Source organism: Leisingera sp. ANG-M6 (assembly GCF_000813905.1).
Classification (GTDB): domain Bacteria; phylum Pseudomonadota; class Alphaproteobacteria; order Rhodobacterales; family Rhodobacteraceae; genus Leisingera.
Genome location: NZ_JWLG01000018.1, coordinates 95,104 through 109,731, shown reverse-complemented (window position 1 = coordinate 109,731; position 14,628 = coordinate 95,104). Strand labels below are relative to the sequence as shown.

The following is a 14,628-nucleotide window of genomic DNA, read 5'->3' as shown; positions in this document are numbered from 1 at the left end:
TTCTCCTTTGCTCCGGAACCTCCGTGCCGCCCGGCCCGAGCCCGGTATCTACCGCACATGATGTGATGATAGCGGCAATCCGGCAGCGCAGGATTGACTCAGAGCAAGGCAGGATGAGCGGAACCCGGCTAGGCTCCGCAAGTGCTGCAACGGGACGGGGTGCTTTGCCATGACCAAAACTGCCGGTGCACTTCTTGCCGCGGCGGCTGTTCTGCTCTCGGCCGCCGCCGTCTATCTGTTCATTTCAGAAAATGGCGCGGACTTGCCGGATGGCTTCGTCCAGGGCAACGGCCGGATCGAGGCCGAACAGGTTGAGATCGCCGCTGCCCGGGCCGGCCGGGTGGCCAAGGTGCTGGCGGCCGAGGGCAGCCTGGTGGCGGCGGGCAGCATCCTGGTGGAAATAGACACGGATGAGCTGTCGGCGGCGCATGACCGGGCCACCGCCGAAGCCGCGCTTGCGCGCCAGACCAAGGCCGAGGCCGAGGCGCTGGTGGTCCAGCGCCAGAGCGAGCACCGCCGCGCAGAGCATGAGCTGGACCGCGCCACCGCCCTGCTGGCCGGGCACAACATTTCAGAAACGGTGTTTGAAGAACGCGAAACCGCCCACCAGGTCGCCGAGGCGGTGCTGGGCGCGGCCAAGGCGCGAGTCGCCACAGCGGAGGCAGGGATTGCGGCCGCTGAAGCAGAGGTCCGCCGGATCGCCGCGCAGATCGAGGACAGCACCCTCACCGCGCCGGTGCCGGGTCGGGTCCTGTACCGGCTGGCGGAACCGGGTGAGGTGGTCGGCGCCGGCGGCCCGATCCTGACGCTTCTGAGCCTTGAAAACATCTATATGGAGGTGTTCCTGCCCGCCCGCGAGGCCGGTCTTCTGCCAATCGGCGCCGAGGCGCGCATCGTGCTGGACGCCCTGCCCGATTACGCCATTCCCGCCACCGTCACCTTCGTCTCGCCAGAGGCCCAGTTCACCCCCAAGCAGGTCGAGACCCTCAGCGAACGCGAGCAGCTGGTGTTCCGCGTCCGCGTCCGCATCCCGCAGGATCTGGTGGCGGCGCGGATCGAACATGTGAAAACCGGCCTGCGCGGCATTGCGGTGATCCGGCTCGACACCGCCAAGGAATGGCCCGAAGCGCTGGAGCGGCGCATCCCGCCTGAGCTGTTCGAATGACTGCCCGGGCAGACAGTCCCGGGATACGCATCGCGGAGGTCAGCCACCGCTACCGCAAGCATACTGCGCTGGACACGGTCTCCCTGGACCTTCCACCGGGCCGGCTGGTCGGTTTCATCGGCCCGGACGGGGTCGGCAAGTCGACCCTTCTGGGCCTGGTCACCGGCGCCAAGAAGCTGCAGGCCGGCACCATAGATGTCCTTGGCGGCCCCATCGGCGACGCCGCGCACCGGCACCGCATCTGCCCCGCCATTGCCTTCATGCCGCAGGGTCTGGGCCGCAACCTCTATCCTGAGCTTTCCGTACGCGAAAACCTGGAGTTCTTCTCGCGGCTGTTCGGCCAGGGCGCGGCAGAGCGCGAGGCCCGCATCGGATCGCTCCTCACAGCCACCGGGCTGACGCCTTTTGCAGACCGGCTGATGGGCAGGCTGTCGGGCGGCATGAAGCAGAAGCTGGGCCTCTGCTGTGCCCTGATCCACGACCCCAAGCTGCTGGTGCTGGATGAACCGACCACCGGCGTTGACCCGCTGTCGCGCCGCCAGTTCTGGGCGCTGATCGGCGCCATCCGGGAAACCAGCCCCGGCCTCACCGTGCTGGTTTCCACCGCCTATATGGAGGAGGCGCAAAGTTTCGACTGGATCGTTGCCATGGATGCGGGCCGGGTGCTGTACCAGGGACCGCCGGATGACCTGAAGCGCCAGACCGGCGATCTGGAAACCGCATACCGCCAGCTGCGGGCAAACGGCAGCCCGCCGCCGGTTCAGCACCCTGCCCCAGCGGCGCACAGCGGCGAGCCGGTCATCACCGCCCGCGGCCTGACCCGCCGCTTTGGCGATTTCACCGCCGTTGACCACGTCGATTTCAGCATTGCCCGCGGGGAAATCTTCGGCTTTCTTGGCTCCAATGGCTGCGGCAAGTCGACCACCATGAAAATGCTGACGGGCCTCCTGCCCATCAGCTCCGGCGAGGCGCAGCTGTTCGGCAGGCCGGTGGATGCCAGGAACCGCGCCATGCGGCACGAGACCGGCTATATGAGCCAGGCGTTTTCGCTTTATGGCGAACTGACCGTTGAGCAGAACCTGCAGCTGCACGCCCGCATTTTCGGGATCAAAGACCGCGCGGCCCGGGTCGCGGAACTGACGCAGCGATTCGGCCTTGCGGCGCACAGCACCTCCCTGGCCGCTGCCCTGCCCCTTGGCATCAAGCAGCGCCTGTCGCTGGCGGTTGCGCTGATCCACCGCCCGCGGGTGCTGATCCTGGACGAGCCGACCTCCGGCGTCGATCCGGAGGCGCGGGACATGTTCTGGGCGCTGCTCCTCGGCCTGTCCCGCAACGACGGCGTGACGATCTTTGTCTCCACCCATTTCATGGGCGAGGCCGAACGCTGCGACCGGGTTTCCTTCATGCATGCGGGCAGGGTGCTGGCCGAAGGCACACCCAAGGCGCTGATGGCATCGCAGGCTGCGGACACGCTGGAACAGGCCTTTGTCTCCATCCTCAGGGCCGCCGACCCCCCTGCCCCGGTCTCCGCTCCGGAAACCGCCGTTCAGGCACAGGGCCGCGCGGCAGGCGGTCTCACCCGCGCGCTGGCCTATGCGCGGCGCGAAACGGTGGAGGTGCTGCGCGACCCGGTGCGGCTTGCCTTTGCCTTCCTCGGGTCGGTGATCCTGATGCTGGTGTTCTGCTTCGGCATTTCGCTGGACATTGATGAACTGGACTATGCCGCCCTCGACCTGTCGCAAAGCCCCGAAAGCCGCGCCTATCTGGCGGAGATTTCCGGCTCCCGCTACTTCCGCCCCACCCCGCCCCTGTCCAGCGCCGCCGAGGGCCGCAGCCGGCTGGTCGCGGGCGAGGTCTCGCTGGTGGTGGAGCTGCCGCCCGATTTCGGCCGCAAGCTGCGCGCAAATGAACCGGCAGAGGTGCTGGCGATTGTCGATGGCGCCATCCCCTTCAAGGGTGAAACGGTGGAGGGTTACGCCGCCGGTCTGCATCAGACCTTCCTGAGCGCCGAGGCCGCCGCCAGCGGCATCCGGCAGGGTGAAACCGCCCGCATAGAGCAGCGGTTCCGCTACAATCAGAGCTTCGAGAGCATCGCCGCCATGGCGCCCGCAATGCCCGCCATCCTGCTGATCATGCTGCCCGCGGTGCTGATGGCGGTCAGCGTCGCGCGGGAAAAGGAACTGGGCTCGGTCACCAATTTCTACGTCACGCCCACCACCCGGCTCGAATTCCTGATCGGCAAGCAGATCCCCTATATCGTGATCGCCTATCTGAACTTCCTGCTGCTGACGGCGATGACCATCGCGGTCTTCGGGGTGCCGCTCAAAGGCGACCCGCTGCCGCTGGCCCTTGGCGCGCTGCTCTATGTCTGGGCTGCCACTTCCTACGGGCTGCTGATTGCCACCATGACCTCCAGCCAGGTGGCGGCCACCTTTGCGACCACCATTGCCTCGGTGGTGCCGACAATCCAGTTCTCCGGCCTGCTGCAGCCGGTCTCGACGCTGGAGGGCGGCGCCCGGACCATCGGGTCGCTGTGGCCGTCCTCCTATTTCCTGCATCTGAACGTCGGCGCCTTCACCAAGGGCCTGGGCTGGGAGGCGCTGATGCCGGACATTCTGGCGCTGGCCTGCTTCGGCCCGGTGTTCACCCTGCTGGCCGCGCTGGCGCTGCGCGCGCAGGAGAAGTAGATGCAGCGCCTGTCCCGCATATTCTGGCTTGGCCTCAAGGAGATGATGAGCCTGCGCCGCGACTGGGTGATGATGGCGCTTCTGGCCTGGTCCTTCACCCTTGCACCGGTGATGGAAGCGACCGGAGTCGCAACCTCGGTCAACAACGCCTCCATCGCATTTGCCGATGAGGACAACTCGCCCCTTTCCCGCACCCTGGCCGCCGCGTTTTTCCCGCCGGAGTTCCAGCCGGTGGTGCAGATCGAACCCGGCACCGGGGCGGCCCGGATGGACGCCGGCCATTTCCTGTTCGTGGTCGCCGTGCCGCCGGGGTTCGAAAAGGACGTCCGCGCGGGCCGGGTGCCGGAGATCCAGGTGCTGATCGACGCCACCGCAATGGAACAGGCAGGCATCGGTGCCAATTACATTACCAGCATCCTCAGCACCGAGATCCGCCGCTTTGCCATCGGCGCTGATCTGGCCCAACCGCAGCCGCTGGACATCATCATCCGCAGCGCCTTCAACCCGAACCGCGACACCGTGCGCTTTGCCGGCATCAATGCACTGATCGGCCAGATCATGTGGCTGACCACCATCCTCACCGGCGCCGCGATGATCCGCGAGCGCGAGCACGGCACCATCGAGCATCTTTTGGCGATGCCGCTCTCGCCCTTCGATATTGCCGTGGCCAAGATCTGGGCCAACGCCGCGGTGGTGCTGGTTGCGGCGGCGCTGTCGCTGGGTTTTGTGATGCAGGGCGTGCTGGAGATCACCATCGCCGGCTCCAAGCTGCTGTTCCTCTGCGGCACCGCGCTGTTCCTGTTCACCGCCACCGCGCTGGGAGTGTTCCTGGCCACGGTCGCGCGCTCAATGGCACAGTTTGCGCTGCTGGTGATGCTGACCATCCTGCCGATGCTGATGCTGTCGGGCGGCGAAACCCCGGTGGAAAGCCAGCCCGTCTGGCTGCAGGCTGCCACCACCCTACTGCCCTCGCGCCACTACATGGCCGCCAGCCAGGCCATCGTCTTCAAAGGCGCAGGGGTTGAGACCGTCTGGCCCGAGTTCCTGTGGATGGCGCTGCTGGGCGCGGCCCTGCTGGCGGCCAGCCTGGTGCTGTTCCGCCGCTCAGTCGCGCAGGACGGCTAGCGGATCACCACCACGGTGCATTTGGCATGGCGCACCACCCCCGCCGCGGTCGAGCCCAGGAAATAGTCCTGCAGGCCCGGCCGGTGCGAGGCGATGACGATGCAATCCGCGCCATGCGCATCGGCGTAGTCGGTGATCGTGCGCCCGGCATGGCCGGTCACTACATCCGCCTTGACGTCCGTCACCCCGCCCAGGTCCGCCTTGAGCGACACCAGCATTTCTGCGCGGGTGCCTTCCAGCAGCCCCTCCGGCAGCTGCTGCGCCACATAGCCGGGGATCTCGTCAGCCACGGTCAGCGCAGTGATCCTTGCATCGCTGTCCGCCAGCAGGCGGGCAGCCTCCAGCGAGCGGGCCGTATTGGCACCGTGATCCGGTGCGACGGGAACCAGAATATGCTTGTACATCGTGATCCTCCTTTGATGCCGCCCGAGTGTACGCCGCCCGCCGCCGCCCCGCATTGACGGAGGTTAGCCGCCCCAAGGCCGCCGATTGATCCGGATCATGGCACCTGCCGGCAAACCTGTTCTACTGATCAATGCGGTGCGCACCCGCCTGCCGCGATCCAGCCCGGAGGCCCGCCATGCAACGCAAAACCTCTCTCTTCGTTCTTGCCACTGACACCAGCGACGCAACCATCACTGCCGCCGCCGAGGCAGCGCAGGGCCAAAACACCTACCTGGCCTGCCTGCTGCTCGATAATCCGCCCGGCAGACCCTACTTTGTCTCCGGCACAACAGCCTTCGGCTCGGCTGCGATGCCCGCGAACTGGGTTGATCATCTGCGGGACGCCCGCCAGGCGGCAGAAACCCGCGCGGCAGAGGTGAACGATCTCCTCACCCGCAACACCTGCTCTGGCGATGTGCACTATGCGGTCTGCGCCGGCTCGGACATCCGGATGCTTTGCGCCCAGCGGGCCAAGACCTGCGACATCGCGCAGTTTGCCGATGGCCTCAGGGACCACGAGGCTGTCTTCCGCGAGGCACTGCATGGCCTCCTCTTCCAGTCGCCGGTACCGGTGATTGTGAACGGCGCGCCTTTTGCCAGCTACAGCCGCGTTTTCCTGGCCTGGGACAGCAGCCCTGCTGCCTCCCGCGCGGCCCACGCGGCGCTGCCCTATCTGCGCCACGCTGACGAGGTCGTGATCGGCTGCTTTGAAACCAGCACCTCCGATCAGCGCGGCGGTGAGGATCCGGGCACCGATGCCGCCGTATGGCTCAGCCACCAGGGCTGCAAGGTGACCGTGTCTCAATTCCCCGGCGGCGGGCAGGATGTCGGCCACGGCATCCAGCAGCGCGCGCGCGAGGCCGGGGCCGGGCTGGTGGTGATGGGCGCCTATGGCCATTCCCGCCTGCGCGAGGCCGTTTTCGGCGGCACCACCCGCACGATGATCGAGCAGACGGACCTGCCGGTCCTGTTTGCCCACTGACGCCCTCTGCCCCCTAGCCCATGAACTCAGGAGCCGCCTTATGACCAGCCAGGCCCCGTTTGATGCCTACAAGCCTGCTGAAATCGCAAACCTGGTAGAGACCGCCGGGACCGCCAAGGCCCGGCTGCCGCTGCCGCAGATGTTCGTGCTGGCGATGCTGGCGGGCGCTTTCATCGGCTTCGGCGCGGCGGCCTATACCATGACCCTGACCGGTGCATCCCCCGTCACAGGGCCTATACGGGTGCTCGGCGGCGCGGTGTTCTCGCTCGGCCTGATCCTGGTGGTTATCGCCGGGGCAGAGCTGTTCACCGGCAATGTGCTGATGGTGATCGCCGCGGTGGACCGCAAGATCCCGCTGCGCCTGCTGCTGCGCAGCTGGGGCGTGGTCTATGTCGGCAATCTGGCCGGCGCTGCCGGGCTGGCCGCCGCCTTTGCCCTTACAGGGCTGCTGGACGGTGCAATGGGTGCAACCGCCGCCGGGATCGCAGAGGCCAAGGCCGGCCTTGCCCCGCTTGAGGCCTTTATGCGCGGCGCGCTGTGCAACGCCCTGGTCTGCCTCGCCGTCTGGCTGTCTTTCGCGGCCCGCACCGCCGCCGGCAAGGTTCTGGCCATCCTCTGGCCGATCACCGCCTTCGTTCTGCTGGGGCTGGAGCACTCCATCGCCAACATGTATTTCTTCCCGCAGGCGTGGGCAGCGGGAGCGGACCTTCCCCTTTCTGCGGCAGCCGCCAACCTGTTCTGGGTCACCGTCGGCAACATCGCAGGCGGCGCGGGCGGGGTCGCCCTGGCCTACTGGTTTGCCTTCCTGGGCGGCTCTGCGCAGCGCCAGCCTGAACAACCGACTGAGCAAAGCCGCTGACACGCAGGGTTCACTCCGCTTTGCTGTCCGGCAGCCGGATTTCCTGCAGCACCGCCAGATACCCCGTCAAATCAGACAGCGTGACCACCCCCAGCAGCTGGCGCTCCTCTGCCACCAGAAACTTGCGCCGCCCGGTGGAGGAGATCTTTGCCATCAGCTCCGCAGCCGGCATTTCAGGGCCGACCGTATTGTCCGCATCCGCCGGAACATAGACGTCGCCGACATGGGTTTCCGCCCAGTCCGCGCGCGGGGTCTGCGCCAGCAGGCTGGTATCTGCATAGCCCAGCAGCACGTCGCCCAGCACCATCGGTACAAAACTCTTGCGCGCGCTTAGCATCACTTCATCCGCAAGGTATTGCAGGCTGACCTCCGGCTGCACCGATATCACATGATGTGTCATCAGCACGGCAACCGTCTTGCCCTTGAACGCAGCCTCTTGCAGCTGGCGGGCATAGGTGCCCTTGGCCGCCGCCAGCACAAACACCCCAATCAGCACCTGCCACAGCGAGGCAACCGGATTGCCAGAAAACAGCCCGACGATGCCAAAGAAGATCAGCGCATAGGCAAAATAGCTGCTGATCCGCGTGGCGGTGGCGGTCGCCTGCAGCAGGTCGCGGTTGCGGCTCCACAGGAAGGCGCGGAAGATCCGCCCGCCATCCAGCGGAAAGGCCGGCAACAGGTTGAACACCGCCAGCACCAGGTTGATCAGCGCCAGGTAGTCCAGCACCGGGTTCAGCGCTATTCCCGGCGCAAGCCACCCGCCCATCTGCGCCAACAGCCAGAAGCCAAGAGCCAGCGCAAAGCTCATCAAAGGGCCGGCAATGGCAATCCAGAACTCGCTGGCGGCAGTCTTCGGCTCCGATCCCAGCTGGGCAACCCCGCCGAAGATGAACAGCGTGATCCCCTTGATCTCAACCCCGTAGCGCCGGGCCACCACCGAATGGGACATCTCGTGCAGAGTCAGAGAGGCAAAGAAGCCCAGCATCGCCAGCAGCGCCAGTGTGAGATAGACGCTGCCGCCGGCACCGGGATAGACCATCGGAAAATACTGCGAAGACAGGCTCCAGGTGATCAGCGCGGCGATCAGCGCCCAGCTCGGATCGATGCGGATGTCAAACCCCTGCAGGGTGGCGATCTTGATGGCATTGGAAAACATCGGCTCCCCCTCCGGTCCCCAGCTTAGGGCCAAACTGGCCCCGCCCCCTTGATCCGGCTCAAGCCCGGAACAGGCTGCCCGCCAGATAGGCCACCGCAGCCGCGCAGGAGCCGATTGCCAGCGTCTCCAGCCCGGATTTCCACCAGGGCGCCAGCGACCAGACGCTCTTGCTGGCGCCGATGCCAAAAAACACCGCCCCGGTGGCAATGGCCGCCGTCAGGAACGGATCAGGCAGCCCCAGCATGAAGGGCAAGAGCGGCACGATGCCCGCGGCCATAAAGGCGGCAAAGGTGGTCAGCGCCGCCGCCACCGGGTTGGGCTCGGCCGGCGCCAGCCCGTATTCGCTGGTCAGCATCAGCGAGATCCATTTCTCCGGGTTGGCGGCAACCGATTGCACCGCTCCGTCCAGCACCTCGCCGCTCAGCCCTAGCTCCTGAAAGATCTGGCGCAACTCCTCGCGCTCGCCCTCCGGGTAGTCGCGGATATGGCGCTTCTCCACCTTATAAAGCCGCCGCCGGTCGTCCAGATCCGCCTTGGTGCCCAGGTAATTGGCCGCCGCCATGGAAAACCCGTCCGCCAGCACGTTGGCAATGCCCAGGGCAATGATCACGCCTTGCGAAAACCCGGCCCCCTCGACACCCGCGGCAATGGCAAAAGTAGTGACCGCACCGTCAATGCCGCCGTAAACCGCGTCCCGCAGCCGCCCGCTTCCATTGCTGCCCGCAAGCCGCCGCGCGATGTCTTCCTTGCTGTGCCCGTGATCGCCCTTCATACCCGCAGGATGGCCCGGAACGGCAAAACCCGCATTGAGGGAGGTCAAGCCGCAGCCGCAGCCCGCGTGGTCCGGCGGCTGGCGAGATAGCGCAGGGTTTTCAGCCCCTCCGGCACCACTAGGATCGGCAGCACCAGCAGCGCGATCAGCCCCCACTGCTCCACCTGCAGCGGCACCGTATGCAGCAGCACCTGCAGCGGCGGCCAGTACACCGCCGCCACCTGCGCCCCGATGGTCACCGCCAGCGCCGCCAGAAGCAGCGGATTGCTGAACACCCCGATCCGCCAGCACGGCAGATGCAGGGAACGGAAGGCAAAGACGCTGGCCTTCTCAAAGACCACCATGGCAGTAAAGGCGGCGGTGCGGGCCAGATCTTCGTTGCCGTCCAAGAGATGCAGGAACAGCCACAAGCTGGCGAGCCCGGTATAAAGCCCCAGCGCCAGAATGGTCAGCAGACCGGCCTTTCCCACAATCGGCGCGTCCTTCCTGCGGGGCGGATGCTCCATCTGGTCCGGCTCGCCCTTCTCCAGCCCCAACGCCACCGCCGTCACCCCGTCCGTGACCAGGTTCATCCACAGGATCTGGGTCGCCAGAAAGATCAGCGGCCCGCCGATCAGGATATTGATCAAGAGCGCAATCACCTCCCCCGCGTTGGAGGACAGAAGGTAGCGCACGAACTTGCGCACATTGGTGAACTGCCGCCGCCCCTCGCCGATGGCCCGCACGATGGTGGCAAAGTTATCGTCCAGCAGCACCAGGTCAGAGGCATCCTTGGCCACATCGGTGCCCCGCACTCCCATCGAGACGCCGATATCGGCCTGTTTCAGGGCCGGCGCATCGTTCACCCCGTCACCGGTCATCGCCACGATCTGATGCTGCCCCTGCAGGGCCGAGACGATCCGCATCTTGTGGGCGGGCCTTGTGCGGGCAAACAGCACATCCTGCTGCAAAAGCCGGTCCAGCTCCGCATCCTCCAGCGCCTCCAGCGCATCGCCGGTCAGGGTCTTTCCCGCAGGCAGGCCCAGCTGGGCGGCAATTGCCTTGGCAGTCAGCGGGCTGTCACCGGTGATCATGATCACCCGGATGCCCGCCGCCCGCGCCGCGCCGATGGCATCCCGCACTTCGGGCCGCGGCGGGTCAATCAGCCCCGCCAGCCCGAGGAAGGTCATGTCCTTTTCCTCGATCCCGCCGCCCTGCGCCGCGCCGGCTGCCAGGCCGATCACCCGCAACCCTTCTGCGGCCATCGCCTCATAGGCGCCGGTGATGGCGGCCGCTTCCTCCGCACCCAGCTGCCGCGGGCCGTCCTGGGTCAGCACCTCCGTGCAGATGCCCAGAACCTGCTCCGGCGCGCCCTTGGTCAGGATCTTTCCGCCGCCGCCACTGCGCGCCAGCACGCTCATCCGCTTGCGCTCGCTGCTGAAGGGGATCTCCGCCACCACCGCATCCGGCGACGGCAGCGCTGCCCAGCCCTTGTAGCCCAATGTGACTAGCGCGCCCTCGGTCGGGGCGCCGGTCATCTGCCAGTGGTCGCCGTCCTGGTGCAGGCTGGCATGGGTGCAGGTCAGCCCCGCTTCCAGCAGCTCTGCCAGCACCGCATCCTCCCGCGCGCCGGTGACCGCGCCGTTCCAGGCAATATGGCCCGCCGGGTCATAGCCGGTGCCGGTCACCTGATAGCTGCGGTCCAGCGTCCAGACCCGGGTCACGGTCATCTTGTTCTCGGTCAGGGTGCCGGTCTTGTCGGTGCAGATGACTGAGGCCGCACCCAGCGTTTCCACCGCCTGCAGACGCCGCGCCAGCGCCCTTTGGCGCACCATTGCCGCCGCCCCCAGCGCCAGGGTGATGGTGACCACCGCAGGCAGCCCCTCCGGCACCATCGCCACCGACAGCGACAGGCCGGTCATGAACATCTCCGCCGCGTCCCGCCCCATATACAGCCCCAGCGCCAGGATCGCCGCCGCCACCGCCAGCGCCGCGAACCCCAGCTGCCGCGCCAGGCGGCCCAGCTGCACCTGCAGATTGGTCTTCTTCAGGCCGACCGCCCCGGTCAGGGCTGCGATCTCGCCAAAGGCGGTGCGCGCGCCGGTCGCGGTGACCACCGCCAGCGCGCGGCCCGCCGCAACCACCGTGCCGGCAAACACCTCTGCAGTGTCTGTGCCGGGCGCCTTGTCCACCGGAACCGATTCCCCGGTCAGCGCGCTTTCATCCAGCCGCAGCCCGGCAGCTTCGTGCAGGTGCGCGTCAGCAGGCACCCGGGCGCCCGCCTCCAGAATGATCAGATCGCCCGGCACCAGCTCGCGCGCTTCGATCACCTGCTCGCGCCCCTCCCGCACCGCCAGCGCCTGCGGCGATAGCATGCTGCGCAGGCTCTCAAGCGCGGTCTCCGCCCGCCATTCCTGCACAAAGCCAAGGATCCCGTTCAGCCCGATCACCAGCCCGATCGCCAGCGTGTCCGTATACTCGCCCAGCGTGAAGGCGATGATCCCGGCGGCAATCAGGATCAGCACCAGAAAATTGCTGAACTGGCGCAGGAACACCTGCAGCGGCCCGGTCGGCCTGCCCCGCGGCAGCTCGTTCCAGCCATAGGTCCGCCGCGCCGCCTCCGCCTGCTGCCGCGTCAGCCCGCTGAGCCGCCCGCCAGCGCTGTCCTGAGCCGGATTTGCCATGCGCTTTGCCCTCCGCAGCCGCCACCGGCCACCGTTTCCAGCCTGCCGCATCACCGGCCCCTCCGGCAACTGCACCAACGCCGCAGGCGGTCATTCCGAATGCGAACCGGAACAGAAACCGGAACCAAAAGCGGAACCAAAAGCGGAACAGAGTCAGCATAAAGCATTCCAATCACATTGATAGAACCTAGATAATAATACTATTATATCCTATTCCCCAGCGGCAGAAAACGGGCTATAAAACGGAACTGAAACAGGAACAAAACGGGCATCACACCCCAAAACCGGAACAGAGGCAATGCATGGCGGCTGACAGGCCAACCGACTTGGCGGATGATGGCGAGCCGATCACCATCGTCGAGCCGCTGATCCCCGAAGAAGCCTCCCGGCACCGCCCTGCCCTCAACGATCTGGCGGTGGAGCTGGCGATGGCCTCCTCAGCCCTGCGCGCCGCCCTGCCAGAGGCCGTCCGCACCCCGCTGGCCGGCCTGGTGCGGTCGATGAACTGCTACTACTCGAACCTGATCGAGGGCCACAACACCCACCCGGTCGATATCGAACGCGCGCTCAACCAGGATTTCAGCCAGGACCAGGCCAAGCGCGATCTGCAGCTGGAGGCGGTTGCCCATATCGCGGTGCAGAAGTGGATTGATGAGGGCGGGCTGCCCGGCCATCCGCTCGAGCCCGCGGTGCTGCAGGAGATCCACCGCCGGTTCTGCGAGAACCTGCCCGGCAGCCTGCTGGTCACGCGCACCCCCGACGGCACGGAGACCCGGATCATCCCCGGCGCCTTCCGCACCGACTATGTGCAGGTGGGAAAACACGTCGCCCCCAGCCCCGGCGCGGTGGCGCGGCTGCTGGCCCATATGCGCAAGATGTACGGCACCCAGGGCCGCAGCGGCGCGATCATCGCCACCGCCTGCGCCCATCACCGGCTGGTCTGGGTGCACCCTTTCCTCGACCTGAACGGGCGGGTGTCGCGCATGGTCGCCCACGCCATGCTGCGCCAGAACGTGAATTCCGAGGGCCTGTGGTCCGCCTCCCGCGGCCTCGCCCGCAAGGAGGCCGAGTACAAGCAGCGCCTGATGGCCGCGGATGAACCCCGCCACGGCGGCGCCGACGGCCGCGGCAACCTGTCGGAACAGCGGCTGGCGGAGTTCGCCGCGTTTTTCCTGGAAACCTCGATCGACCAGGTCCGCTTCATGGAGCAGCTGATGCAGCCGCAGGCCCTGCGCACCCGCGTCGAGGCCTGGTGCCAGCAGGAAATCAAGGCAGGCCGCCTGCTGACCGGTGCCGAAACCGTGATGCGCGAGGCTCTAACACTGGGTAAACTGGAGCGCGGGAGCGTGCACGGGCTGCTTGGCGTCAGCGACCGCCAGGCCCGCAAGGTGACCGCCGGATTGCTGGCGGCCGGCGCCCTGGCATCGCCAACCCAGCGCGCACCTTTGCAGCTGAACTTCCCGGCTACCCTGGCCGGAGACTGGATGCCCGGCCTGTTTCCCAGCCGCTGACACCGCGCCCCTGCCCGCCCGGCAGCCGCCAACTATAGAAAACGCTTGCACGAAATCCCGCTCTTTGGCCAGCAGTCCCGGAAAAGAGGCGGCAAACGCCAAATTCCGTGAACGCGCCAGGCAGCAAACACACGGGTAAAATGCAGAGCGGCGCAGATGGCAGGCACAAGGGAAGATGGGTCGTGCATACACACCTGGGGATCTGAATGCGGTGATCCTTCAGCATTCAAAATGGATTGCGGCCCAGCTTCACGCGCGGCACGAGTTCTTTAAAAAATCCGATTGCAAACCAGGCGACTACCTGCCCCGTCGGCGCAGTGGTGATCACATGCAGATCATCGGCGTGATGAATTTCAAGGCGGCTCCGGCAAAACCACCACCTCCGCCCATCTGGCACAGCGCCTCGCGCTCAAGGGCTACCGGGTGCTGGCGATCGACCTCGACCCGCAGGCGTCGCTGACGGCGCTGCACGACGTCCAGCCGGAGTTCGACCTCAAGGACGGCGGCACGCTTTACGACGCCATCCGCTATGACGACCCGGCGCCGATCTCCTCGGTGATCCGCAAGACCTATATCCCGAACCTCGACCTGATCCCCGGCAACCTCGAACTGATGGAGTTCGAGCACGACACCCCCCGTGCGCTCGCGCAGGGCAGCGCCGGATTGTTCTTTTTCCGGGTCAAAGTGGCTCTAACACATGTCGATTCCGACTATGACGTGGTGGTGATCGACTGCCCGCCGCAGCTCGGCTTCCTCACCATGTCGGCGCTCTCCACCGCAACCGGCGTGCTGGTCACCATCCACCCGGAAATGCTCGACGTGATGTCGATGTCGCAATTCCTGCGCATGACCGCCGACCAGATGGACGTGATTGCCTAGTCCTGCGCTGACATGAGCCACGACTGGATGCGCTACCTCTTGAACCGCTATGAACCGTCGGATGCGCCGCGGAACCGCATCGTTGCCTTCCTGCGTACCATGTACGGCTACAAGGCGCTGTTCGCGCAGGAGCTGGTCGAAAATAGCTTTGGCAACTAGTCGCAGGTCGTCGAGGTGCTGGCCGTCACCAAATCCTCCGTCTCAATCGCCATTGACGAGGCAATCGGCACCGATCTGATCCGCGCCATCGGCTCGGCACAGGGCATCGGCCGCCACCGCTGGGACGCGCTGGCCAAGGCGATTCACGGGCCGCTCGTCTATTTGTCTTTCGTGATGATGGCATAGGATATATGCCCCTCACGCCTTTTGGGCGTCAAGTGAAGCG

General features: G+C 66.3%; 11 protein-coding genes and 1 pseudogene. 8 read left to right on the top strand and 4 right to left on the bottom strand.

What is annotated here, in order from left to right; genetic code table 11:
- Positions 1–169: 169 nt before the first annotated feature.
- The 3 genes from RA24_RS17155 to RA24_RS17145 are packed head-to-tail and all read left to right on the top strand — an operon-like array spanning position 170 to position 4,977.
- Positions 170–1,165, top strand: coding sequence for an HlyD family secretion protein (locus RA24_RS17155; RefSeq protein ID WP_039193161.1), 996 nt, complete (start codon positions 170–172; stop codon positions 1,163–1,165).
- Positions 1,162–3,852, top strand: a complete 2,691-nt coding sequence (rbbA, locus tag RA24_RS17150; RefSeq protein ID WP_039193160.1) for a ribosome-associated ATPase/putative transporter RbbA — start codon at positions 1,162–1,164, stop codon at positions 3,850–3,852. The genes RA24_RS17155 and rbbA overlap by 4 nt, the downstream gene beginning before the upstream one ends.
- Complete coding sequence (locus RA24_RS17145; protein ID WP_039193158.1) at positions 3,853–4,977, top strand: ABC transporter permease; 1,125 nt, start codon at positions 3,853–3,855, stop codon at positions 4,975–4,977.
- On the opposite strand, the gene RA24_RS17140 is transcribed toward RA24_RS17145, so the two are convergent.
- The gene (locus RA24_RS17140) at positions 4,974–5,381 is read right to left on the bottom strand and encodes a universal stress protein (protein WP_039193156.1); all 408 of its coding nucleotides are present in this window, start codon (positions 5,379–5,381) and stop codon (positions 4,974–4,976) included. The genes RA24_RS17145 and RA24_RS17140 overlap by 4 nt on opposite strands.
- A gap of 176 nt (positions 5,382–5,557) precedes the next feature.
- Here RA24_RS17140 and RA24_RS17135 point away from each other — a divergent pair, with 176 nt between their 5' ends.
- Positions 5,558–6,403 (top strand): universal stress protein, encoded by an 846-nt coding sequence (locus RA24_RS17135; RefSeq protein ID WP_039193154.1) that lies wholly within the window; start codon positions 5,558–5,560, stop codon positions 6,401–6,403.
- A gap of 40 nt (positions 6,404–6,443) precedes the next feature.
- Positions 6,444–7,262 (top strand): formate/nitrite transporter family protein, encoded by an 819-nt coding sequence (locus RA24_RS17130; protein WP_039172812.1) that lies wholly within the window; start codon positions 6,444–6,446, stop codon positions 7,260–7,262.
- Between the two features lie 10 nt (positions 7,263–7,272).
- On the opposite strand, the gene RA24_RS17125 is transcribed toward RA24_RS17130, so the two are convergent.
- Genes RA24_RS17125 through RA24_RS17115 form a run of 3 tightly spaced genes read right to left on the bottom strand, consistent with a single transcriptional unit; the run spans position 7,273 to position 11,853 of the window.
- Positions 7,273–8,418, bottom strand: coding sequence for a site-2 protease family protein (locus RA24_RS17125; RefSeq protein WP_039193152.1), 1,146 nt, complete (start codon positions 8,416–8,418; stop codon positions 7,273–7,275).
- A 58-nt stretch (positions 8,419–8,476) separates the two neighbouring features.
- Complete coding sequence (locus RA24_RS17120; protein WP_039172893.1) at positions 8,477–9,190, bottom strand: VIT1/CCC1 transporter family protein; 714 nt, start codon at positions 9,188–9,190, stop codon at positions 8,477–8,479.
- A gap of 44 nt (positions 9,191–9,234) precedes the next feature.
- The gene (locus RA24_RS17115; protein WP_039193150.1) at positions 9,235–11,853 is read right to left on the bottom strand and encodes a cation-translocating P-type ATPase; all 2,619 of its coding nucleotides are present in this window, start codon (positions 11,851–11,853) and stop codon (positions 9,235–9,237) included.
- A 302-nt stretch (positions 11,854–12,155) separates the two neighbouring features.
- On the opposite strand from RA24_RS17115, the gene RA24_RS17110 reads away from it, so the two are divergent.
- The 3 genes and pseudogenes from RA24_RS17110 to RA24_RS22560 all read left to right on the top strand — a co-directional run bounded on the left by RA24_RS17110 (position 12,156) and on the right by RA24_RS22560 (position 14,588).
- Positions 12,156–13,364, top strand: a complete 1,209-nt coding sequence (locus RA24_RS17110) for a Fic family protein (protein WP_039193148.1) — start codon at positions 12,156–12,158, stop codon at positions 13,362–13,364.
- Positions 13,365–13,539: 175 nt separating this feature from the next.
- Positions 13,540–14,378 (top strand): annotated as a pseudogene (gene repA, locus RA24_RS17105) (plasmid partitioning protein RepA); the annotation flags it as partial.
- A 39-nt stretch (positions 14,379–14,417) separates the two neighbouring features.
- On the top strand, positions 14,418–14,588 hold the full coding sequence (locus RA24_RS22560) for a hypothetical protein (RefSeq protein ID WP_193747141.1): 171 nt from the start codon (positions 14,418–14,420) through the stop codon (positions 14,586–14,588).
- The last annotated feature ends 40 nt before the right edge of the window (positions 14,589–14,628 follow it).

What these genes read in the sequence shown, in the direction of transcription:
- RA24_RS17135 (WP_039193154.1), top strand. Translation starts at nt 5,558, where the DNA reads ATGCAACGCAAAACCTCTCTCTTCGTTCTTGCCACTGACACCAGCGAC.
- RA24_RS17110 (WP_039193148.1), top strand. Translation starts at nt 12,156, where the DNA reads ATGGCGGCTGACAGGCCAACCGACTTGGCGGATGATGGCGAGCCGATC.
- RA24_RS17120 (WP_039172893.1), bottom strand. Translation starts at nt 9,190, where the DNA reads ATGAAGGGCGATCACGGGCACAGCAAGGAAGACATCGCGCGGCGGCTT.
- RA24_RS17115 (WP_039193150.1), bottom strand. Translation starts at nt 11,853, where the DNA reads ATGGCAAATCCGGCTCAGGACAGCGCTGGCGGGCGGCTCAGCGGGCTG.
- rbbA (WP_039193160.1), top strand. Translation starts at nt 1,162, where the DNA reads ATGACTGCCCGGGCAGACAGTCCCGGGATACGCATCGCGGAGGTCAGC.
- RA24_RS17145 (WP_039193158.1), top strand. Translation starts at nt 3,853, where the DNA reads ATGCAGCGCCTGTCCCGCATATTCTGGCTTGGCCTCAAGGAGATGATG.
- RA24_RS17155 (WP_039193161.1), top strand. Translation starts at nt 170, where the DNA reads ATGACCAAAACTGCCGGTGCACTTCTTGCCGCGGCGGCTGTTCTGCTC.
- RA24_RS17140 (WP_039193156.1), bottom strand. Translation starts at nt 5,381, where the DNA reads ATGTACAAGCATATTCTGGTTCCCGTCGCACCGGATCACGGTGCCAAT.
- RA24_RS17125 (WP_039193152.1), bottom strand. Translation starts at nt 8,418, where the DNA reads ATGTTTTCCAATGCCATCAAGATCGCCACCCTGCAGGGGTTTGACATC.
- RA24_RS17130 (WP_039172812.1), top strand. Translation starts at nt 6,444, where the DNA reads ATGACCAGCCAGGCCCCGTTTGATGCCTACAAGCCTGCTGAAATCGCA.